The following is a 21,581-nucleotide window of genomic DNA, read 5'->3' as shown; positions in this document are numbered from 1 at the left end:
GAGGTCGGGCCCGGACGCGGACGACCCGCAACCGAGCGGTCCGGATGAGGGGTGACCACTCGGTACGGCGGGCAGGGCGAGGACCGCGGCGGTGTGCGAGCCAGTGCGGTGGTGAAGGATCCGAGCACCCTTCTCGACCAGAGGGAAGGGGCCCCGGCTCCGTCGCATCCGCCGCGGTCCCCAGCCACGACCTCGGTGCGAGGTCCCCGTCCCCGTCCGGCGGCGCGAATGTCCTGTCGCGCCCAGCCTCGCGCCGTCGGACGGCCATCACACGGCATCGGAAGCGCCCCCTGGTCACAGGGGGCGCTTCCGTGCTGTCCGGGGCTCCGGGGGTGCGCTCCTGCCGCTTCCGCAGGACGCTGATCCCATGGGCAATCCGACGCAGTACCCGCACATCGTGGTCCACGCTCCGGCCCTCGACGGCTCCCGACGGGTCACCGAGGGGGAGGTGACCCTGGGGCTCGCCTCCCACCTGGACGACGTCGTCGAGATCCTGCGGCTGGCCGACCTGGACCGCATCGAGGTCGAGGAGAGCGACCTCATCGAGTGGCAGGGCGGCGGGCCCGACGACTGGCCGGGCCTGTCCGAGCACGAGGTCTAGGAAAGACGAGTACACCAGCGGCCGTAGCCGGCCTGCGCAACCCTCAAATCAACCTCTGAACACCGCGAGAGAGGCTTCGGCACCCGGGACCGGCGGGCACAACACCGGCAGACGGGGCCCGCCGGCACGGGGGCGGCGGGTCCCGGACGGGGGTGCGTGATGGCTGGTACGACGAGGATCCCGACGGAACCGCAGGAGCTCGCCCTGCTGCGGGGAGGCGCCCGGGCCGCCGTGACGGTGGCGGTGCTGGACCTGCATCTGCGGGGTGCGGTGAAGGCCGGGCGGGCCGGCACGATGCGGGCCTCGGGTCCGGTGCCCGCAGCGGCCCTGACGGCGCTCGCGAAGGCGGTGCACGCCGGTCTCTACCGCCCCGCCGGCATGCGGCAGTTGCTGGACCGGCGGCCGGTGCGGGCGGCGCTCGGCGAGCTGCGCGCGGAGCTGGTCGCGGCGGGTCTGCTGCGGGCCGTCCTCCCGGGCCGTACCCGCGCCGGCCGCAGGGTCCTGAGGAACCTGCGCGCCCGGAACCCGCTGCCCCTCCACGGCCCGGCTCCGTCCCCCGAGGACAAGCTGCTCCTGGTGGCCCTGCACGGCGACGCGGCGCTGACCGCGCTGGCCCCGCGCTTCACCCGGGACGCGGGCCTGACGGGCCGCGGCGGCACCACGGAACGCGAGCTGCCCCGGTCCTGGGGGAGCTCGGGCGGTGGGGGCTTCAGCTGCGGGGCGGTGTGATCGCGGATTCGTCCACCCGGCGGCCGCAGATCCGTGCACCCGCACATGCCTCAGGGGCGGCCCGTCCCCCTCGGACGGACCGCCCCCGGCGTGTTCTCGCGCGCGTGCGCCGGATCAGACCTTCAGCGGTTTGATCGACGTCGGCGCGTGGCCGGGCTCGGTGGCCAGGTCCTCGAACTCGGAGATGTCGCTGATGTCCATCGTCCGGCTCATCGAGATGTTGGTGATGCGCTCCAGGATCGCCTCGACGACGACCGGCACCCGGTACTCGGCGGCCAGCTTCTTCGCCTGCTCGAAGGCGGCGCCCAGCTGGTCCGGCTCGGTGACCCGGATCGCCTTGCAGCCCAGTCCCTCGGCGACCTTGACGTGGTCGACGCCGTAGACGCCGATCTCCGGAGTGTTGATGTTCTCGAACTCCAGGTTGACCTGGAAGTTGATGTCCAGGCCGATCTGCGCCTGCCGGATCAGGCCCAGGTACGCGTTGTTCACGAGAACGTGGACGTAGGGGATCCTGTGCTGGGCGGCGACCGCCAGCTCCTCGATCAGGAACTGGAAGTCGTAGTCGCCGGAGAGGGCGACGACCGGGGACTCCGGGTCGGCCTTGGCGACGCCGATCGCGGCCGGGATGGTCCAGCCGAGCGGGCCGGCCTGGCCGCAGTTGATCCAGTGGCGCGGCTTGTAGACGTGCAGCATCTGGGCGCCGGCGATCTGGGAGAGGCCGATCGTGGTGACGTACCGGGTCTGAGGCCCGAAGGCCTTGTTCATCTCCTCGTACACGCGCTGCGGCTTCATCGGCACGTTGTCGAAGTGGGTGCGGCGCAGCAGGGTGGCCTTGCGCTCCTGGGTGGAGGCGACCCACTCCGCGCGGTCGGGCAGCCTGCCCTCGGCCTTCAGCTCCTTGGCGACCTCGACGAACAGCTGCAGCGCGGCCTTGGCGTCGGAGACGACACCGTAGTCCGGCGGGAAGATCTTGCCGATCTGGGTGGGCTCGATGTCGACGTGGACGAACTTGCGGCCCTGGCGGTAGACGTCGAGCTTGTAGCCGGTGTGGCGGTTGGCCCAGCGGTTGCCGATGCCGAGGACGAAGTCGGACTCCAGGAAGTTCGCGTTGCCGTAGCGGTGCGAGGTCTGGACGCCGACCATGCCTGCGTTCAGCTCGTGGTCGTCGGGCAGGGTGCCCCAGCCCATCAGGGTCGGGATGACCGGGGTCTGGGTCAGCTCGGCGAACTCGACCAGCAGGTCGACGGCGTCGGCGCCGATGACGCCGCCGCCGGCGACGAGGACCGGGCGCTCGGACGCCAGGAGGAAGGAGAGGGCCTTCTCGATCTGGGCGCGGGTCGCGGCCGGCTTGTAGACCGGGAGCGGCTCGTACGTCTCCGGGTCGAACTCGATCTCGGTGAGCTGGACGTCGATCGGCAGGTCGATCAGGACCGGGCCCGGACGGCCGGAGCGCATCAGGTGGAAGGCCTGCTGGAAGACACCGGGGACCTGCGCGGCCTCCAGGACGGTGACCGCCATTTTGGTGACCGGCTTGGCGATCGAGGCGATGTCGACGGCCTGGAAGTCCTCCTTGTGGATCACGCTCGTGGGCGCCTGGCCCGTGATGCACAGGATCGGGATGGAGTCGCCGATGGCCGAGTACAGGCCGGTGATCATGTCGGTGCCGGCGGGGCCCGAGGTTCCGATGCAGACGCCGATGTTGCCCGGCACGGTGCGGGTGTACCCCTCGGCCATGTGCGAGGCGCCCTCGACGTGGCGGGCGAGCGTGTGGTTGATCCCGCCGCCCTCCTTCAGCGCCTTGTAGAAGGGGTTGATCGCCGCGCCCGGCACACCGAAGGCGTCCGTGACGCCCTCGCGCTTGAGGATCTCAACTGCCGCGCGGGCAGCGGTCATACGAGCCATCGAGTACTCCTGCTTCGGCTGTCGGATGCGTACTCCCGTCGCGCCCCGCGGCGAGTACTTCCGTATTGCGGAAAGTAATTTCTACTATCTGAAATCAATGTAGGGGGGTCACCGAAGGGCGTCAAGAGAGGGACAAGGAGGGTCGGGCAGGAGCACGATGGGGGGTGCAGTCCCGATGCGACGCCTGGAGTGGCCATGCCCGAGAGCGTGCCGGTGCGCTGTCCGGCCTGTCGGCGCGAGCACGTCTACACCGCGCCGCCCTATCCCTGCGCCTGCGGCAGGCCGTGCGCCCCGCGGCTGGACCCGGCGGGCGCGCCGGCCGTACTCGCGCACCGCACCTGGGACGAGGACTGGGTCACCGTGCGCTGCACCGCCTGCGGGCGCGCCAATCAGCTGCCGCACCCGGAGCTGGGCTGCCCGTGCGGCACGGTCCTGCGCATTCCGGTGAGCGACGCCCCGGCACCGGGGGCGCGTCCCGGGGCGGCCGTGCCGGGTGACACCCCGGCGCCGGCCGCACGGCCGGGAGCGGCCGCCCCGCGCTGCGGCGGACGGATCCCGTTCCAGCCCGTCACCATCCGCACCGCACGGGACGCCGTCACCGCCACCGCGCTGTACTTACGCTGGCTCGGCTACCGGGACATCCGCCGCGCCGACCAGCGGCCCCCGTCCGGCATAGGCCTGGCCGCGCCCGGCCTGGTCGCCCAGGTGGACCCCGCCGTGCGCCCGGCCTCGCTGCGGGACGTGGAGTGCCTGTGGCTGACGGCCATGACGGAGTCGGCCGGCTGTGTCTACTTCTCCCTGGCCGGATACGCCGAGGACGCCCGCGCTCGCGCCGACACGCTGGGCGTCCCCCTGTTCGTCCTCGACCTCACGGGCACCCCGACCCCGGTGAACGGCCCGGGCCGGAAACTCGCCAGGTCGGGCGTGGTCTGACCTAGACCCCGTACTTCTCCCGCAGCTCCACCTTGCGCACCTTCCCGGACACCGTCATCGGGAAGGAGCCGAGGATCTGCAGCCGGCTCGGGATCTTGTAGTGGGCGAGCCGGCCCCGGCAGAAGGCGCGCAGGTCCTCCAGGGTGACCGGGTCGGCCGCATCGTGCGGGATCACGCAGGCGAGGACCTCCTCGCCGTACTTCTCGTGCGGCACCCCGACGATCTGCACGTCCCGGATCTTCGGGTGGGCGTAGAGGAACTCCTCGATCTCACGCGGGTAGATGTTCTCGCCGCCCCGGATGATCATGTCCTTGATCCGGCCGACGATCTCCACGTACCCGTCCTCGCGCATCACCGCGAGGTCCCCGGTGTGCATCCAGCGGCCCGCGTCGACGGCCTCGGCGGTCTTCTCGGGCTCGTTCCAGTAGCCGAGCATCACGCTGTAGCCACGGGTGCACAGCTCACCCGCCGTGCCGCGCGGCAGGGTGACCCCGGTGGCCGGGTCGACGACCTTGACCTCCAGGTGCGGCAGGACCCGGCCGACGGTGCCGGTGCGGTGCTCCAGGTCGTCCTCGATGCGGGTCTGCAGGGAGACCGGGGAGGTCTCGGTCATCCCGTAGCAGATGGACACCTCCGCCATGTGCATCTCGGCGACCACCCGCTTCATCACCTCGACCGGGCAGGGCGAGCCCGCCATGATGCCGGTGCGCAGGGACGAGAGGTCGTACGACGCGAAGTCGGGCAGGTTCAGCTCCGCGATGAACATGGTCGGGACGCCGTACAGGGACGTGCAGCGCTCCTGCTGGACCGCGTCCAGCGTGGCCTTCGGGTCGAAGGACGGCGCCGGGATGACCATGCAGGCGCCGTGCGAGGTGGCGGCGAGGTTGCCCATCACCATGCCGAAGCAGTGGTAGAAGGGCACCGGGATGCAGATCCGGTCCTGCTCGGTGTAGGCGACCGACTCCCCCACGAAGTAGCCGTTGTTGAGGATGTTGTGGTGGGAGAGGGTGGCCCCCTTGGGGAAGCCCGTCGTGCCCGAGGTGTACTGGATGTTGATGGGGTCGTCGCAGGACAGGGCCTCGAACCGGACGTCCGGGGTGGCCCGGCCGAGCAGCGCCTCCCAGGTCGGGTCGCCGAAGTAGACGGTCTCCCGCAGCTGCGGGCACCCGCCCCGCACCTCCTCGACCATCGCGCGGTAGTCGCTGCTCTTGTGGCTGAGGGAGGCGAAGAGCAGCGAGATGCCGGCCTGGTTGAGGACGTACTCGACCTCGTGGGTGCGGTAGGCCGGGTTGATGTTCACCATGATCGCGCCGATGCGGGCGGTGGCGTACTGGACCAGCACCCACTCGGGGCAGTTGACGGCCCAGATGCCCACCCGGTCGCCCTTGGCGACCCCGCTCGCGAGCAGCGCGCGGGCCAGCGCGTCGACGTCCGCGCCGAACCGGGCGTACGTCCAGCGCCGCCCCGACGGCACGTCGACGAGTGCCTCGCGGTCCGGCCAGGCGGCGACGGCCCGGTCCAGGTTGGCGCCGATCGTGTCGCCGAGCAGGGCCGTCCCGCTCGTGCCGTGCGTGTACGACGATTCCGAGGTCACCGGAAGTCCTCCTCGCGGTACTCGTCCTGCGAGCCCGCGGCCGTGGCCTCGCGCAGCTCGATCCGGCGGATCTTGCCGGAGACGGTCTTGGGCAGGGCGCCGAACTCCAGGCGGCGGATGCGCTTGTAGGGGGCGAGGACCTCACGGGAGTGCTCGAACAGCACCTTCGCGGTGTCGGGTCCGGGCTGCCAGCCCTCGGTGAGGACGACGTACGCCTTGGGCACGGCCAGGCGCAGCTCGTCCGGTGCGGGCACGACCGCGGCCTCGGCGACCGCCTCGTGCTCCAGCAGTGCGCTCTCCAGCTCGAACGGGCTGATCTTGTAGTCCGAGGCCTTGAAGACGTCGTCCGCGCGGCCGATGTACGTCAGGTAGCCGTCCTCGTCCCGGGAGGCGATGTCGCCGGTGCGGTAGTAGCCGCCGGCCATGGCCTCGGCGGTGCGGTCGGGGTCGCCGTGGTAGCCGGTCATCAGGCCCACCGGGCGCTCGGACAGGTCGAGGGCGATCTCGCCCTCGGTGGCGCCGGGCGCGCCGGAGACCGGGTCGAGGAGTTCGACGCGGTAGCCGGGGCTGGGCCGGCCCATGGAGCCGGTCTTCAGGAGCTGGCCGGGGCTGTTGGAGACCTGGACGGCGGTCTCGGTCTGCCCGAAGCCGTCCCTGATGGTGACGTCCCAGGCCCGGCGGACCTGCTCGATCACCTCGGGGTTGAGCGGTTCGCCCGCCGCGACGACCTCGCGCGGCGGAGTGGCGAGCTGGCTCAGGTCGGCCTGGATGAGCATGCGCCACACGGTCGGCGGGGCGCAGAAGGTGGTCACCCCGGCCCGGTCCATCTCGGCCATCAGCCGGCCCGCGTCGAAGCGCGCGTAGTTGTGGATGAAGACGGTCGCCTCGGCGTTCCAGGGGGCGAACAGGTTGGACCAGGCGTGCTTGGCCCAGCCGGGCGAGGAGATGTTCAGGTGCACGTCACCGGGCCTGAGGCCGATCCAGTACATGGTGGCCAGGTGCCCGATGGGGTACGAGGTGTGGGTGTGCTCGACCAGCTTGGGGCGGGCGGTCGTACCGGAGGTGAAGTACAGCATCAGCGGGTCGTCGGCCAGCGTGGGCCCGTCCGGGGTGAACTCGGCGGGGGCGGTGTACGCGTCCTCGTACGCCTCCCAGCCCTGCGGCACCCCGCCGACCGCGATCCGGGTGTAGGCGCCGGGCACGTCCGCGAACTTGGCGGCGTCCTCGGCCCGTACCAGCACGTGCTTCACCCGGCCGCGCTCGACCCGGTCGCGCAGGTCCGCGGGGCCGAGCAGCGGGGTGGCCGGGATGACGACGGCGCGCAGCTTCATCGCGGCCAGCGCGGTCTCCCACAGCTCGGCCTGGTTTCCGAGCATGACCAGGATGCGGTCCTCGGCGGCGACGCCCCGCGCGCGCAGGTGGTTCGCGACCCGGTTCGAGCGCCCGGCCATCTCGGCGAAGGAGCGGCGGATCTCGGTGCCGTCCTCCTCGACGATGTGCAGGGCGGTCCGGTCGTTGCCGTCGGCGATCACGTCGAACCAGTCCAGTGCCCAGTTGAAGTGCTCGGGCCTTGGCCAGGCGAAGCCCTCGTGGGCGGCTGCGTAGTCCTCGCGGTGCTCCAGCAGGAAGTCCCGGGCACTCCTGAAGACCTCGGTCGCCGTCGTCATCGGTTCCTCCTAGCTCTCCGGGCGCGGCCGGGCGGCTCACTCCCGTGTTCCGGACCATTGCCGGGCGGCTCTCTGGCATCGTCTAATCCGTGATGCAGGTCTCACTACCCCCGAACGGGGGTGTGGTCCCCCCACGTGACCGCTCCGAAGGAGTGAAGAAGAGGTGTCAGCACAGGCCGTGGCGGCGGTGGAGATACGCGGTGCGCTGGTCCGGCTGCGGCGCACCACCGGGCTTCCGGTCGCCTTCGGCGGCCTGGTCGAGTACGGGCGGCCGCAGATCCGCATCAGCGAGCTGAGCGGCACGGCCACCGCCGCCCTCAGCTCGCTCGCGGTGACGTCCGGCAACGGGCTGGGCGGCAAGGCGGTCGCGCTGGCCCGGCCGTGCGCCGTCACGGACTACTCCAGCTCCCGGCAGATCAGCCACGAGTACGACGTCCCGGTGGCCGCCGAGGGCATCCGCTCGGTGCTCGCGGTGCCGGTCGTGGTACGGCGGCGGGTGCGCGGGGTGCTGTACGGCGCGCTGCGGTCGGCCCAGCCGCTGGGCGACCGCACGCTGGGCGAGGCGGTGGCCGTGGCACGGGACGTGGAACAGGCGCTGGTGGTCCGGGACGAGGCGCGGGTACTGCTGGCGGCCGCCCTGCCGGAGCCCGCCGACGGGCCCGACGGGCAGGGTGCCGCCTGGGAGCAGGTGCGCGAGGCCCATGCGGCGCTGCGCGCGCTGGCGCCCCGGATCGCCGACCCGGGTCTGCGCGCCGAACTGCTCGCCGCCTGCGGGCTGCTGGCCGTACCTCGCCCCGCCGGGGGCGCGAGCCTGGCGCCACGCGAGCTGGACGTGCTGTCCTGGGTGGCGGCGGGCGCGACGAACGCGGCCGTGGCCGAACGGCTGGGCCTGCGCCCGGAGACGGTGAAAGGGTATCTGCGCTCGGCGATGCGGAAGCTGGGCGCGCACACACGAGGGGAGGCGGTGACCGCGGCGAGGCGGGCCGGACTGCTGCCGTAGGCGGACCCGTGGGGTTCTCGGCGGCAGCCGTGAGGAACCTTGCCCATTCAAGCGACGTCGCATTGAATTTACCTATGCGTGACCGTTTGTTATTTCCCTCACCACGGCTTCCGTCCGAATTTAAAGGATCGTTGCTTAGAATTTGGCCCGGACACGACACAGGAGGGGAGCGGTGACCGTGCGACGGGACTTCCAGGAGCCTGCCCGATGCCGCCCCGACCTGCTCATCGGCCGCGAGGAGCTGTTCGCCGCGGCCCGTGACCAACTCGGCTCGGGCGGCAGTGTGCTCCTGCACGGCCCCGCCGGAATAGGGAAATCCACTGTCCTGCGGGCATTGGCCGAGGAATACGGCGCCAGCGCGCGCACCGTCTTGCGCTGCTCCGCCACGGAGTCCGAATCCCACCTCCCCTTCCTGGCCCTCGCCGACCTCCTCGGTCTGGTCCTCGACGACGTCTCCCCGCGGCTGCCCGCAGCCCAGCGCACCGCCCTGGAGTCGGCGCTCACCGGACGCGGCGAGTCCAGCCTCCAGCGCGACGGCCTCGCCCTGCGCCTCGCGGTGCTCTCCGCGCTGCGCGCGCTCGCCGCCCAGGGACCGGTCCTGATCGTGGCCGACGACCTGCAGTGGCTGGATCCGGCCAGCGCCGAACTGCTCGGCTTCGCCGCCCGCCGTCTCGAGGGCACCCCGGTGCAGCTGCTGTGCGCGGTGCGCACGGAGGGCCAGGACAGCCAGGAGTACGACCGCCATCTGCGCGCCTGCCCGCCGGACACGCTCGCCGTCCGGCTCGGCCCGCTCACCCGCGCCCAGGTGGCACAGCTGATCGACCACCGCGGTCACGGCAGCCTGTCCCGCTCCACGGTGCGCGAGATCCACCGGACCAGCGGCGGCAACCCGCTGTTCGCCCTGGAGCTGGGCCGCGCCCTCGCCGAGAGCCCCACCCCGCCCCGGCCCGGCGAGCCGCTGCCGGTGCCGACCTCGCTGCGCGCCCTGGTGCTCAGCCGCCTGGACATGCTCTCGGTCGAGGCCCGCCGCACCCTGCTGGTGGCCAGCGCCGGCGCCCGCCCCACCCCGGCACTGCTGCACGCGGCCGGCCGGGAGAACGCCGAGGCCGAGTGCGCCCAGGCCGCCGAACTCGGCCTGCTCGCCACCGAGCCGGACGCGCCGGCCGTGCGGTTCGCGCACCCGCTCATCTCCGCCGCGCTGTACGCGGAGGCACCCGCCCAGGAGCGGCGGGCCGCTCACGCGGCCCTGTCCACCGCCGCCTCCGACCCGATCGAGCGGGCCCGGCACCTCGCCCTCGCCACCACCGGCACCGACCCGGAGGTCGCCGCCCGGCTCGCCGAGGCCGCGGCCCTCGCCCGGGACCGGGGCGCCCCGTCGGTCGCCGCCCAGCTGGGGCTGCTCGCCGCCCGGCACACCCCCGCCGACGGCGCGCCCGGCCCCGACGAGAGACGCCTGCAGGCCGCCGAGGACGCGATCACCGCCGGCGAGGTCGACCTGGCCCGGGACATCGCCCGCGAGGTGCTCACCCGGGCGACCGTGCCCGCCGAACGGGTGCGGGCCTGGATCTACGTCATCGACACCGCCGGCCACACCATGGCGGATGTCGACGCCGTCTTCCCGCAGGCGCTCGCCGACGCCGGCGACGACCCGCGGCTGCTGGCCCAGGTCCACTACCAGCTGGCCTGGCGGGCGCTGCTCGTGGAGGGCGACTTCACCGAGGCCCGGGAGGCGGCCGCGCACGCCGCCGAGCTGGCCGAGCGCGGCGGCGACCGGCGCACCGAGCTGCTCGCCCTCGCCTTCCAGGCGCAGACCGAGACCCTGATGGGCCATCCGGAGGCCCCCCGGACCATCAAGCGCGCCCTGAAGGAGCCCCAGGACCCGAGGGTGGCCTGTCATCACAACGGCGCGGGCAGTGCCCGGTTCCGCTGGCTGGTCATGGGCGACCAGCTGGCCGAGGCCCGGGCGACGGTCACCGCGCTGCTGCGTGAGGTGCGCCGGCGCGGCTCGGTGGAGAGCGAGGTGCACTTCCTGCGCGGCCTCGCGGAGACGGAACTGCGCGCCGGGCACTGCGGCCGCGCCCTGGAGCTGGCCCGCGACAGTCTGCGGCTCGCCCGGGACTCCGGTATCGGCGAGACCGCCTCGGCGATGCTCACCTCACTCGCGGAGGCCTCCGGCGGGGACGTGGACCGCGCGCTGGCCCTGGCCCGGGAGGCGGTGGGGCACGCCGAGGAGGACGGCGACCAGATGTACCTGTCCCGGGCGCTGGGCGCGCTCGGATACGCCCAGTTGGTGGCCGGCGACCCGGCCGGCACGGTGCGCTCGCTGCGCCGGGTGCGCCGCCTGGAACTGGGCCTCGGCATCACCGACCCGGCGCGCGGCCGCTGGCACGGGGACCTCGCCGAGGCGCTGGTCCGCATCGGCGAGCCGGCCGAGGCGCAGGACGTCATCGACGCCAGCCGCGAACACGCCCTCCGGCTCGGCCGGGAGAGCGTCATCGCCGTGCTCGACCGTGCGGAGGCGCTGGTGCGGGCCGCGCACGGGGACCACGAGGCGGCCGTCGCCCAGCTGACGTCCGCTCAGGACCGGCTCGCGAAGCTCGGTTACGGTCTGGAGGAGGCCCGGGCCGCGTTCGCGCTGGCCCAGCTGCGCGCCCGGCGCCCGGAGGGCGGCCCGCGCAGGCCGACGGTGTACGACGAGGCCACCCGGCTCTTCCGCCGCTGCCTCGCGCTACCGTGGCTGCGCCAGGTGGACGAGGCCCTCACCGCCCCGGAGCCCGAGCCGGCCCTCACCGTGCCGGACACGACGGACGGGCTCGACGCACTGGCAGGTCTGGCCGCGATGGAGCGTCAGGTCGCGGCGCTCGTCATGGAGGGCGCCACGAACAGGGAGATCGCGTCCCGGCTGTTCGTCAGTGTGAAGACGGTCGAGGCGACGCTGACCCGGGTCTACCGCAAGCTGGGGATCCGCTCTCGGGTGGACATCGTCCGTTTGGCGGCGGCGCGGCGCGCGAAGTGACGGCTCGCCAGGTTAACTGATCCGGACCGAGGGTTTTCCCTCACCCAACCCCCTAGGGGGTTCCCTCATTGGGAGCCGAGGGCTCCGGGTCCTAGCGTAAAGGGCGTGCCGCTCGCCCGGGCACACGGGGGTCGGTCCCGCGACCCCCGTGCATAACCCCCACCCGCGCGACCCCCCACCGGCAACCCCCACTGAGGAGACTCATGTTCGGGTCAAGACGTGCCAGACAGACCGCCGCGAGCCTGGTGGCCACCGCCGCCGCCGCGGTGACCGCGCTGATCGCCTCCCCCACGGCGAGCGCCGCACCCCAGCCCATCGTGGGCGGTACGACCACCACCACCACGGCGTACCCCTTCACGATGCAGATCACGGACGCGTCCGGCAACCAGTTCTGCGGCGGCACCCTGGTGGCCGCCAAGAAGGTCGTGACGGCCGCGCACTGCATGGTCGGCGAGTCGACCAGCAGTGTCCGTGTGGTCGGCGGCCGGACCTACCTGAACGGCACCAACGGCACGGTCAGCCGGGTGAGCAAGATCTGGATCAACCCGGACTACAGCGACGCCACCAACGGCGACGACGTGGCCGTCCTGACCCTCTCGACGTCGATGCCGTACACCGCGGCGAAGTACGTCTCCTCGTCCCAGACGAGCGTGTACGCGGCCGGCACCACGGCCCGCATCCTCGGCTGGGGCACCACCTCGGAGAACGGCAGCTCCTCCAACCAGCTGCGGACCGCGACCGTCCCGATCGTGTCCGACTCCAGCTGCAAGAGCTCCTACGGTTCGGACTTCGTCCAGTCCGACATGGTTTGCGCCGGATACACGTCCGGTGGCGTAGACACCTGCCAGGGCGACAGCGGCGGTCCCCTGCTCATCGGGGGCGTCCTGGCAGGGATCACTTCCTGGGGCGAGGGGTGCGCGGAGGCGGGTTACCCGGGTGTGTACACCCGGCTGACCACCTTCTCGAACCTCGTGACCACGCAGGTCAACTCGTGACCCGGAAGCAGCACACCTGAGCATCCCTCAGGTAGATACCAGGGGGCGTTGCGGGCCACCACGAGCGGCCCGCAACGCCCCCTCTCCACGCGCGTACGGCGCTGAGACGTCCGGGGGGCGATTCAGCGTCGTACGACGGTGCCGAACCGGATGTCGTACGACGTCCCGGGGTGCATCGTCGCCAGCATCCGGGCACCCTCCGCGGTCACGTCCTCCCGCTGGGCCTTCGTCAGCTCACCGAAGGGCTCGATGACCAGGGCGTCGCCGTCCGTCTTCCACAGGCCGGCCAGGAAGCCGTCGACGAGGAGGGTGCGGCAGGCCCGGTTGCCCTGCCAGCTGCGGCCCCAGTACTCGGGGGGTATGACACGGGTGCGGTCCGCGTGGGAGAGGAGCAGGTTGTCGAACTCGGGCAGGAAGCGGGGCGGGGCCGGGGTGTCGGGGTCGGGGCGGGGCGCGTCGGGCAGGTCGAACAGTTCGACTCCGTTGGGGTCCCGGAAGGTGAGGAGCCTCGGGCGCAGGCGTGCGAAGACGTCCTTGAGCCGGGTGAGTCCGGCCCAGGTCTGCATGTCCTTGACGGAGGCGGGGCCGAACGCGGCGAGGTAGCGCAGGACCACGGTGTCGGCGGCGGGGGCCGGCTCGGCCGGGCGGCCCAGCCAGTGCTCGGCCGTCGTCAGCGCCACCTGTCCGCTGCGGCCCCACAGACCGCGCGGGGTCACCTGGACCAGGGGCAGCCGGCAGCGGGCGGCGACACCGAGGGACTGCGGGTCGGCCTCCGGCCACTCGGCGCCGAGCGCCTCGCGCAGCTGGGCCATGGTCCGCGGCTCGGTCTCGACCAGCTCCCGGGCGAGGGCGGCCAGCCGGTCGAGGTCGACTCCGGCGAGGCCCTTGCGGAAGTTCGTCAGCTCCCGGTCCCGGGCGGGCTGGACGAGCGGGCGGAGGGTCAGGCAGTCCTCGGCGGTGTGGGTGTGGATGGTGGACCGCAGGGTGACGATCCGGACGGCCTCGCGGTCGGCGAGGAGCGCGGACAGCTGCTCGGGGGCGAATCCTTCGAGGCGGGCGGCGAGGGCGTAGTACGGGGGCCCGACGTTCTGCGCCTGCAGGCCGACGAGGTGCCGTACGGCGTCCGCGGCGGACAGCGGGGAGCGGCGCAGCAGGAGCTGCCGGCCGAGGGTGGCACGGTTCAGGGCCCGGGCGTCCAGGAGGGGAGCCGGCGCCGCGCTGCTCTTCGTCATGCCCGCACGCTAGCGCCGGTTGCGGACACCTTCTGTCCGCGACTCTCACCGAACCCTGGACCGGATCCGGGCACCCGGACCCGGAGACCGCGGCTATCCTGCCCGTATTCCACTTCGTGATCACGCCGTACGCAGGCTCGACGGAGAGGCCGGCCGATGTCCGAGCGCCCAGGCGGCAAGAACGGCGGCCGCAGGTCCGTCTGGCGCCGTGCCGTCACCGCGGCCCCCTCCGCCGAGACCACGACGGCCGCCCCGGAGCCCTCGGAGCCGGCCGAGCCGGTCAGTGTCGTCCAGGCGGCGCTGTACCGGGACGGCGTACGGGTCTCCTCCCCCGCCACGCTCGCCGAGACCTTCCGCGAGCTGCGCGAACAGCCCGCGGGCATGGCCTGGATCGGACTCGCCCGGCCCACGGCGAAAGAACTCCTCTCCCTGGCCGCCGAGTTCGATCTGCACCCGCTCGCCGTCGAGGACGCGATGGAGGCCCACCAGCGCCCGAAGCTGGAGCGCTACGGCGACACACTCTTCGTCGTCCTGCGTGCCGCCCGCTACCTGGACGCGCCGGAGGAGGTCGACTTCGGCGAGCTGCACGTGTTCGTCGGCCCCGACTTCGTCATCACCGTCCGGCACGGCGCGGCCCCCGACCTGTCCGCGGTCCGCCGCCGCATGGAGGACTCCCCCGAGCTGCTGAAGCTGGGCCCCGAGGCGGTCCTGTACGCGATCCTCGACGCGGTGGTCGACGGCTACGCGCCGGTCGTCTCCGGCGTCCAGAACGACATCGACGAGATCGAGACGGAGGTGTTCCGCGGCGACCCCGAGGTCTCCCGCCGCATCTACGAACTCTCCCGCGAGATGGTCGAGTTCCAGCGCGCCACCCGCCCGCTGGTCGGCATGCTGCACGGTCTGATGGCGGGTTTCGCCAAGTACGAGACGGACGAGGAACTCCAGCGCTACCTCCGTGACGTCGCCGACCACGTCACCCACACCAGCGAACGCGTCGACGGCTTCCGCCAGGCCCTCACCGAGATCCTGACCGTCAACGCGACCCTGGTGACCCAGCAGCAGAACGCGGAGATGCGAGCGCTGGCGGAGGCGGGGTTCGAGCAGAACGAAGAGGTCAAGAAGATCTCGTCGTGGGCGGCCATTCTGTTCGCTCCGACGCTGGTCGGGACGATCTACGGGATGAACTTCTCCCGCATGCCGGAGCTGCACTGGGCGTTCGGATACCCCTTCGCGATCGGGTTGATGGGGGTCGTCTGCGTCAGCCTGTACGTCATCTTCAAGCGGCGGGACTGGCTCTAGAGCCCCCGGTCCTCGCTCGGCGCCGTCCGCCATGTCACAGACGGACCGGCTGTCTCGTCACGGGTAGCGGACACAGTCTCACCCGGACAGGAGCTGGATCGTGAACGAGTCCACCACTCACCAGAAGGTCGGCTACGGCCTTTACGGCGCGGTCATGGCGGTGCAGAAGCTGCGCGCGCAGGCGGGGGCGCTGCGGATGGCGGACATCGGGCCGCAGGTGGCGCTGTCGCTGCGCGAGGACTTCGTGAACTTCACCGAGTTCGGGCCGCGGGAGCTGCGGACGGCGGAACTGCACGGCCTGGTCGACGAGTTGCCGGCCTGGGCGGGAGCGCTCGGCCCGCTGCGCGCAGCCGCCTCCGGGGCCTCTGCCTGAAGCCCGGCGGGCGGCTGCGGTCAGCGGTTCTCGAGGGGCATCAGCTCGGTGGTGAACGCCTCGACGAAGGCGCGGCGCGAGGCCACCGGGCCCGCGGGGCGCACCACGAACTTCGACAGGCCGGCGTCGGTGAGCCGGCGCAGGTGCTCGCGGGCGTCGGCCCAGCCCCAGCACAGCAGGGTGCGCGGGTCGGCGACGTCGGGGCGGTCCTGGCGCAGCCGGGCCAGCAGTGCGTCCACGTCGTGCTCGTCGGCGTCGTCCTGAACGATCGTCAGGTAGGTGCCGTAGTGGTCCTCCTCGATCGTGCGGTCCGCGCGGCCGGCGGCGCGCACGATCCGGGCCCGGCAGCCTTCGGCCTCGGCCGGGGTGATGTTGCTGCCGAGCCAGCCGTCACCGAGCCGGCCGACCCGGTCCAGGGCGGCCGGGACCCGGCCGCTGAGCCACAGGTCCAGCGGGCGTACGGGCAGCGGGGCGACCGAGGCCCCGTCCAGGTGGAAGTACCGGCCGTGGTGGGTGACGACCGGCTCGGTCAGCAGGGCTCGCACCACGCCCAGTGCCTCCTCGAACACCTCGGCGCGCCGCCCGTCCGGCACGGGGAACACCGTCCGGTCGGCACGCCGGGCGGGGCGGACGCCGAAGACGGGCAGGACGCGGCGCGGGGCGAGCGCGGCCAGGCTCGCCAGCTGCGCCGCGAGCACCGCCGGGTTGCGGCCGGGCAGGACGACCACGCTCATGCCCAGCTTCAGCCGCTCGGTGAGACCCGCGGCGTAGCCGACGCCGACCAGCGGATCGACCACGCCCGGCGCGGAGACCAGGTCGGACAGCCACACCGAGTCGACCCCGTGCGACTCCAGCTCGGTCACCAGACGGGCCAGGTCGGGATCGCCGGGCGGCGTACCGCGCTCGGGGACGTTCCCCACGCCGATGCGCACCTTCATACCGGTATCAGATCGCCTTTCCCGCCGGCCGTCACTTCCCTGCCTCGGTGCCGGCGCGCCGGAGCAGCCTGCCGAGCGTGGTGGCCGTGGACAGGACGGCCCCCTCCGCGGTCCGGTTGGTGCCCTCGGCCAGCGCGATGCCGTCGGTGATGGTCGCCTCCGTGGTGAGGCGGCGCCACGCCTGGATGGGGACGTGCCGGGTCCAGCGGACGCCCAGGTCCAGGGTGATCGGCTGGACGGTGCCGACTCCCTCGCTGCGGAACACGCACTCCAGCAGGAAGCTGTCGAAGAGCAGCAGGTCGACGGCCGCCCCGTGGGTCGCCTCGCCGATCAGGTCCGGGCGGCCCCTGACCCAGACCTCGCACCGGGGGACGCCGTCGCCGAGCCCGGCCGGGGTGAGCGGGTAGTCGATCGCCCGGACCTCGAGGTTCTTGAAGAAGGTGACCTCGTCCTCCAGCCACGTCACCGGGGCGGCCGATTCCGGGGGTTCGACGTCGGTGGCCGACCGGTCGGCCGGCACCAGGGCGCCATCGAGCAGCCAGGCCTGGGCGGTGAAGACGAGTTCGTCGCCCTGGGTCAGGTCGACGCGGACCAACTCCGTGCTCCGGCCCTTCCGGATGGTCTCGACGCGGCCTTCGATGGGGCCGGGCGAGGCCGCCCGCGGATAGGAGCCCTGGATTCCGCCGAGGACGAGATGCGGTGCGGCGGCCCGGGCGACCTCGCTGGCGAACGCCGCCACACAGCCGCCGAAGACACGGCCCGCGAACATCCATTCCTCGCCGACCGTGCCCCGGAAGCCCGAGCTCGACGGGGTGACGGCGAAGGCGGTCTCAAACGACAACGGTTTCTCCCTTGAATCGGAGGACGGCGGCGGCCACGATGCCCTGGGGTTCGGCCGAGGTCAGCAGTGCGAACCGGTCGGCCGGCGCCGAGGCGGCGGCGTGGCTCAGAACGGCCGCCAGCTGGAAGGGACCTGAGGCGGCATGGACCTGGCCGAGGGTTTCCGTCAGCGGCGGCAGGACCGTCGCCTCGGGGCACACCGTGGCCAGGGCCTTGGCCTCCGCGTCGTCCGTCGTTCCCGAACCGACGACGGCCCACACCCGGTCGGGCGAGGTACGGGTCAGTACCCGGTTCGCGGCCTTGACCACGGCCGAGCCGATGTCGCCGTCCATGGCCACCACCGAGGCGACGGCGAGCACCTCTGCCAGGCCGTCGGGGGCGCTGCGCTCCAGACGGACCATGGCGCAGCCCTCCGCCAGCGGGGCGGTGCCGTCACCGACCCACGTGCGCGCTTCGGTGAGTTCCTCGGCGGCGCCCGCGAGGAGGGTGTCGGCACGGCCCGTCAGCAGCAGCCGCCGGCAGTAGCCGAGGGCCGACAACCCGGTGGACCGGCCCCCGGCGAGCGTGGCGTTGGGTCCTCTGAGCCCGTGCCAGATCGCGGTCTGGCTCGCGACGCTGTTCATGGCAGCGTTCTGGATGACCGACGGCTGGATGTGGTACGGCTTGCCGCGCAGCAGCGAGGCGCGGTTGACGTCCAGGATGTTCTGCGCGCTGCCGTTCGTCGTGCCCAGCACCAGCCCGGTGCGCTCACGGTCGTCGTCCTCGGTGAGCAGCCGGGCGGAGGTCGCGACGGACAGGGCCGTGGCGCGGCTCATGGCACGGGTGCCCTGCTGCCCGAGGAACTCGCGCGGTTCGAAGTCCGGCACCGGCCGGGTGCCGTCGGGAAGCGGCCGGCCCGTCACGGTGCCCTGCGCGAAGTCCTGGTCGTCGGTGCCGTACGGGGACAGGGCCGACCAAGCGGTGATGATCATCGGGATTCCTCGTAACGGCCCAGCAGGACGATGGCGTTGTTGCCGCCGAAGGCGAAGCCGTTGTTCTGCACGATCCGCACGTCGGCGGCGACCGACCGGTTGGGGACGCAGTCGATGCCGAGTTCCGGGTCCGGCGTCCGGTGGTTGACCGTCGGCGGTACGAAGCCCTCGTTGATCGCGATCGACGAGGCGATCGCGCCGAGCGCGGCGGAGGCGCCCATCGTGTGGCCGAGCATCGACTTCAGCGAGATGACGGGGGGCGTCCGGTCGCCGTAGACGGACTTGATCGCACGGATCTCCGTCACGTCGTTGGACTTGGTGCCGGTTCCGTGTGCCGAGATCAGGTCCACGTCGTCGGGCCGCACCCCGGCGTCGCGCAGTGCCGCCTCCATGCACCGCTGGATGCTCTTCTCCTCGGGTGCGAAGGCGTGGTGGGCGTCGCAGTTGAGCCCGTAGCCGAGCACCTCCGCGTGGATGGCCGCTCCCCGCGCCCGCGCCGAGGTCAGGCTCTCCAGGAGCAGGATCCCCGCTCCTTCGCCGCTGAGGATGCCCTGGCGGTCGGCGTCGAACGGGCGGCACCGGTCGGGGGACATGATGCCCAGCCGGTAGAACGAGGCGAACGACCGCCGGCAGGTGGCGTCGACGCCACCGACCAGGGCGTAGTCGGCGTCTTTGACGCGGATGGCGTCCAGCCCGTCCCCGATCGCGTAGTTGCCCGCGGAGCAGGCGGTCGGGAAGGTCATCGGCGTCACGTCCTCCAGCCCGAACTCCCAGGCGATGGAGGCGGACAGCCGATGGGTCGCGGCGCGTTCGACGAGCGCCGGGTCGACCGTTTCGGCTCCGCGCGCGACCGTGTCGGCGGCCAGCGCGTCGAGGTCCCGCGCCTCGCCGTCGGCGGTGCCGACCGAGATGTGCCCCGGCCGGTCCCGCAGCTCCGCGGCGTCAAGTCCCGCCTCGGCCAGAGCCATTCGGGCGGCGGCGACGGCGAAGGCGCTCGCCCGGCCGAGCTGGTCCACCGGGGTCCGGGTGAGCCAGTCGGCCGGCTCGAACCCCGTGACCTCGGATCCGTTGGCGTAGGCGAATCCCGTCGTGTCGAACGCGGTGAGGGGCGCGACCTCGTTGCGGCCGGCCCGCAGCCCCTCGGCGAACTCCGCCACGCCGAAGCCGATGCTCGACACCACGCCGCGGCCCGTGACGACGACCCGCTCCGGCGTACCGGTCATGCCTCGGCCAGGACGTCGTAGATGCCGGCCAGGCTCACCATGCGCGGGGCCTCGGCCTGGTCGATGCTGACGTCGAGGGTGTCCTCGAGGGCCGTCAGGATCTCGATGACCGCCAGCGAGTCGGCGCCGAACTCCTCGGTGTACACCGTCGTTTCGGTCAGTTCGGCGGGCTCGACCTCGAGGATGTCGCAGACGATCTTCTTCACGCGTTCCCGGATGTCGTCGGTGATCTCTGCCATGTCGGTCTCCTTGTCCGTAGAGCGTTGTCGGTGGTACGCAGTGCGTGGGGCGTGCCGGCCGGTCAGACGCCGATGATGTTGACGCCGCCGTCGACGTGCACGATCTCCCCGGTGGTCGAGGGGAACCAGTCCGACAGCAGCGCCACGCAGGCCTTGGCCGCCGGGACGGGGTCGGCGGTGTTCCAGCCCAGCGGGGCACGCTCGCCCCAGACGCCGGCCACCTCCTGGAATCCGGGGATGCCCTTGGCGGCCGGGGTGTCCAGCGGCCCGGCCGCGACCAGGTTGACGCGTACGCCCTGCGGTCCGACGTACCTCGCGAGGTAGCGGGAGCACGCCTCGAGTCCCGCCTTGGCGACGCCCATCCAGTCGTAGAGCGGCCAGGCCTGGGAGGCGTCGAAGTCCAGGCCCACGACCGAGCCGCCGTTCTTCATCAGCGGGAGGCAGGCCACGGTCAGGGACTTCAGGGAGTAGGTGGAGGCGTGCATCGCCGCTCCCACGTCGTCCCAGGAGGTGTTGAGGAAGTTGCCGCCGAGTGCCGTCTGCGGAGCGGCTCCGATCGCGTGCACGACACCGTCGAGCGTGGGCACGTGTTCGAGTACGCGGTCCGGCAGTTCCGTCATCTGCGTCGCGTTCGTGACGTCGAGTTCGATGACGGGAGGCGTGGCGTCCGGCCCGGAGGGCAGACGCCTGGCGATGCGTTCGGTCAGCCCGCGGCGGGGATAGGCGGTGAGGAGGACCTGCGCCCCTTGTTCCTGCGCGATCTTCGCTACGTGGAATGCTATGGAGTCCTGGGTGAGCACCCCGGTGACCAGGATGCTCTTGCCCTCTAGGATTCCCATGAACGGCTTCCCCTCTCAGAGTCCCATGGCCAGGCCGCCGTCGACCGGCAGGACGGCTCCGGTGACGTAGCCGGCGTCCGCACTGGCCAGGAAGCGCACGACCTTGGCGACCTCCTCGGGCGAGGCGGTGCGGCCGAGCGGGATGCGCTCCTTCGCGGCCGACTTGATCTGCTCGCTGAGTCCCGCGGTCATGTCGGTGTCGACGAACCCGGGCGCGACCACGTTCACGGTGATGTTCCGCCGGCCGAGTTCCCGGGCGAGCGAGCGGGCGAATCCGACCAGTCCCGCCTTCGAGGCGGCGTAGTTGGACTGGCCGCTCTGGCCGTTGAACGCGACCACCGAGGAGACGAAGACGAGCCTGCCGGAGCGTGCCCGGATCATGTTCTTCACCGCGCGCTTCGCGACCCGGTACGCGCCCCTCAGGTTGGCGTCGAGCACCGCGTCGAAGTCCTCTTCGCGCATCACCGCGAGGATCTTGTCCCGGGTGATCCCGGCGTTGGACACCAGTACCTCGACGGGGCCGTGTTCCGCCTCGACCTTGGCGAAGGCGCTGTCCACGTCCTCGGCGTTCGTCACGTCGCACTTCACGCCGAACAGTCCGTCCGGCGCCTCGCCCGACCGACAGGTCACGGCCACGGCGTCGCCGGCGGCGGCCATCTCCCGGGCGATGGCCAGGCCGATCCCCCGGTTTCCGCCGGTCACCAATACCGATCTCGTCATCATTGCCCCCGAATCAGGATGGTTGTCATGCGGTCCGCAGCGGTGCGGCCTCGCCCAGCGCCTCGACCAGCCGAGGGGGCAGCAGCGTGCTGCCCGATCCGTCGGTGGCCACCGCGACATAGACGATGCAGCCGGTGGCGGTGATCTCGTCGTCGCGGGTGAAGGCGAAGTCCAGGGTGAAGCTCTTCTTGCCGATCCGTGCGGTGCTCATCAGCACCTTGGGCCGGTCGGTGAGGGTGATGGCCGCCTTCCAGTCGATCTCGACGTGGGCGACGTGCACGTCGACGCCCAGCTCGGACCAGGAGGAGTACGGCAGGTCACGCGCGAGGAAGAAGCCGTCCACCGCCTCGTCGACGTGGGCCAGGTACCACATGTTGAACATGACGCCCTGGCGGTCGATCTCGAAGAAGCGGGGCAGGACGGGATGCTCGAACACCGGGCCGTCCTCGGTCATGGGGTCTCTCCAATCG

20 protein-coding genes are annotated in these 21,581 nt (G+C 72.2%); 8 read left to right on the top strand and 12 right to left on the bottom strand.

The features are described from left to right. The first annotated feature begins 367 nt into the window (after positions 1-367). Together FB157_RS17030 and FB157_RS17025 are read left to right on the top strand one after the other, a co-directional pair. Positions 368-601, top strand: coding sequence for a hypothetical protein (locus FB157_RS17030; protein WP_145880574.1), 234 nt, complete (start codon positions 368-370; stop codon positions 599-601). Positions 602-760: 159 nt separating this feature from the next. Next, positions 761-1,330, top strand: coding sequence for a TIGR04222 domain-containing membrane protein (locus tag FB157_RS17025; protein ID WP_145880572.1), 570 nt, complete (start codon positions 761-763; stop codon positions 1,328-1,330). A 114-nt stretch (positions 1,331-1,444) separates the two neighbouring features. On the opposite strand, the gene gcl is transcribed toward FB157_RS17025, so the two are convergent. Next, positions 1,445-3,232: a glyoxylate carboligase gene (gene gcl, locus FB157_RS17020; RefSeq protein WP_145880570.1), complete on the bottom strand. Its 1,788-nt coding sequence runs from the start codon at positions 3,230-3,232 to the stop codon at positions 1,445-1,447. Positions 3,233-3,427: 195 nt separating this feature from the next. Here gcl and FB157_RS17015 point away from each other — a divergent pair, with 195 nt between their 5' ends. Further along, positions 3,428-4,165, top strand: coding sequence for a hypothetical protein (locus tag FB157_RS17015; RefSeq protein ID WP_145880568.1), 738 nt, complete (start codon positions 3,428-3,430; stop codon positions 4,163-4,165). Position 4,166: 1 nt separating this feature from the next. Here the strand turns inward: FB157_RS17015 and FB157_RS17010 are convergent, their stop codons facing one another. Then, positions 4,167-5,759 carry an AMP-binding protein gene (locus FB157_RS17010; protein WP_145880566.1) on the bottom strand — a complete coding sequence of 531 codons (1,593 nt, stop codon included), beginning with the start codon at positions 5,757-5,759 and terminating at the stop codon, positions 4,167-4,169. Continuing rightward, positions 5,756-7,426: an AMP-binding protein gene (locus tag FB157_RS17005; protein ID WP_145880564.1), complete on the bottom strand. Its 1,671-nt coding sequence runs from the start codon at positions 7,424-7,426 to the stop codon at positions 5,756-5,758. The genes FB157_RS17010 and FB157_RS17005 overlap by 4 nt, the downstream gene beginning before the upstream one ends. 163 nt (positions 7,427-7,589) lie before the next feature. On the opposite strand from FB157_RS17005, the gene FB157_RS17000 reads away from it, so the two are divergent. The 3 genes from FB157_RS17000 to FB157_RS16985 all read left to right on the top strand — a co-directional run bounded on the left by FB157_RS17000 (position 7,590) and on the right by FB157_RS16985 (position 12,437). Next, positions 7,590-8,426, top strand: a complete 837-nt coding sequence (locus FB157_RS17000) for a helix-turn-helix transcriptional regulator (protein WP_145880562.1) — start codon at positions 7,590-7,592, stop codon at positions 8,424-8,426. 172 nt (positions 8,427-8,598) lie between these two features. After that, positions 8,599-11,442 carry an AAA family ATPase gene (locus tag FB157_RS16995; protein ID WP_145880560.1) on the top strand — a complete coding sequence of 948 codons (2,844 nt, stop codon included), beginning with the start codon at positions 8,599-8,601 and terminating at the stop codon, positions 11,440-11,442. 203 nt (positions 11,443-11,645) lie between these two features. Next, positions 11,646-12,437, top strand: coding sequence for a trypsin-like serine protease (locus FB157_RS16985; RefSeq protein WP_145880556.1), 792 nt, complete (start codon positions 11,646-11,648; stop codon positions 12,435-12,437). Positions 12,438-12,559: 122 nt separating this feature from the next. Here FB157_RS16985 and FB157_RS16980 read toward each other — a convergent pair whose 3' ends face one another. Continuing rightward, entirely contained in the window at positions 12,560-13,669 is a 1,110-nt protein-coding gene (locus FB157_RS16980; RefSeq protein WP_145880554.1) for a winged helix DNA-binding domain-containing protein, read from the bottom strand. Between the two features lie 156 nt (positions 13,670-13,825). Between FB157_RS16980 and FB157_RS16975 the strand changes: the two genes are divergently transcribed. Both FB157_RS16975 and FB157_RS16970 read left to right on the top strand, forming a co-directional pair. Then, on the top strand, positions 13,826-14,968 hold the full coding sequence (locus FB157_RS16975; RefSeq protein WP_186581547.1) for a magnesium and cobalt transport protein CorA: 1,143 nt from the start codon (positions 13,826-13,828) through the stop codon (positions 14,966-14,968). Positions 14,969-15,068: 100 nt separating this feature from the next. Next, on the top strand, positions 15,069-15,341 hold the full coding sequence (locus FB157_RS16970) for a hypothetical protein (RefSeq protein ID WP_261386349.1): 273 nt from the start codon (positions 15,069-15,071) through the stop codon (positions 15,339-15,341). Between the two features lie 20 nt (positions 15,342-15,361). On the opposite strand, the gene FB157_RS16965 is transcribed toward FB157_RS16970, so the two are convergent. From FB157_RS16965 to FB157_RS16930, 8 genes are all read right to left on the bottom strand, one after another. Next, the gene (locus tag FB157_RS16965) at positions 15,362-16,279 is read right to left on the bottom strand and encodes a TIGR03854 family LLM class F420-dependent oxidoreductase (protein WP_145880553.1); all 918 of its coding nucleotides are present in this window, start codon (positions 16,277-16,279) and stop codon (positions 15,362-15,364) included. A 31-nt stretch (positions 16,280-16,310) separates the two neighbouring features. Beyond that, positions 16,311-17,120: a thioesterase family protein gene (locus tag FB157_RS16960; protein WP_145880551.1), complete on the bottom strand. Its 810-nt coding sequence runs from the start codon at positions 17,118-17,120 to the stop codon at positions 16,311-16,313. After that, entirely contained in the window at positions 17,110-18,090 is a 981-nt protein-coding gene (locus FB157_RS16955) for a beta-ketoacyl synthase N-terminal-like domain-containing protein (RefSeq protein ID WP_145880549.1), read from the bottom strand. Before FB157_RS16955 ends, FB157_RS16960 begins: the two co-directional genes overlap by 11 nt. Next, entirely contained in the window at positions 18,087-19,313 is a 1,227-nt protein-coding gene (locus tag FB157_RS16950; protein ID WP_145880548.1) for a beta-ketoacyl synthase, read from the bottom strand. Before FB157_RS16950 ends, FB157_RS16955 begins: the two co-directional genes overlap by 4 nt. Next, positions 19,310-19,552, bottom strand: coding sequence for an acyl carrier protein (locus tag FB157_RS16945; protein WP_094219868.1), 243 nt, complete (start codon positions 19,550-19,552; stop codon positions 19,310-19,312). Before FB157_RS16945 ends, FB157_RS16950 begins: the two co-directional genes overlap by 4 nt. 62 nt (positions 19,553-19,614) lie before the next feature. Continuing rightward, complete coding sequence (fabI, locus tag FB157_RS16940) at positions 19,615-20,391, bottom strand: enoyl-ACP reductase FabI (protein WP_145880546.1); 777 nt, start codon at positions 20,389-20,391, stop codon at positions 19,615-19,617. 15 nt (positions 20,392-20,406) lie between these two features. Further along, entirely contained in the window at positions 20,407-21,111 is a 705-nt protein-coding gene (gene fabG, locus FB157_RS16935) for a 3-oxoacyl-ACP reductase FabG (RefSeq protein WP_145880544.1), read from the bottom strand. Positions 21,112-21,136: 25 nt separating this feature from the next. Beyond that, entirely contained in the window at positions 21,137-21,565 is a 429-nt protein-coding gene (locus tag FB157_RS16930) for a thioesterase family protein (RefSeq protein ID WP_145880542.1), read from the bottom strand. Positions 21,566-21,581 lie beyond the last annotated feature (16 nt).

This window comes from Streptomyces sp. BK340, from assembly GCF_007827595.1.
In the GTDB taxonomy this organism is placed as follows: domain Bacteria; phylum Actinomycetota; class Actinomycetes; order Streptomycetales; family Streptomycetaceae; genus Streptomyces.
Note: the sequence above shows the minus strand (reverse complement) of the source record. Positions and strands in the feature narration are given on the sequence as shown.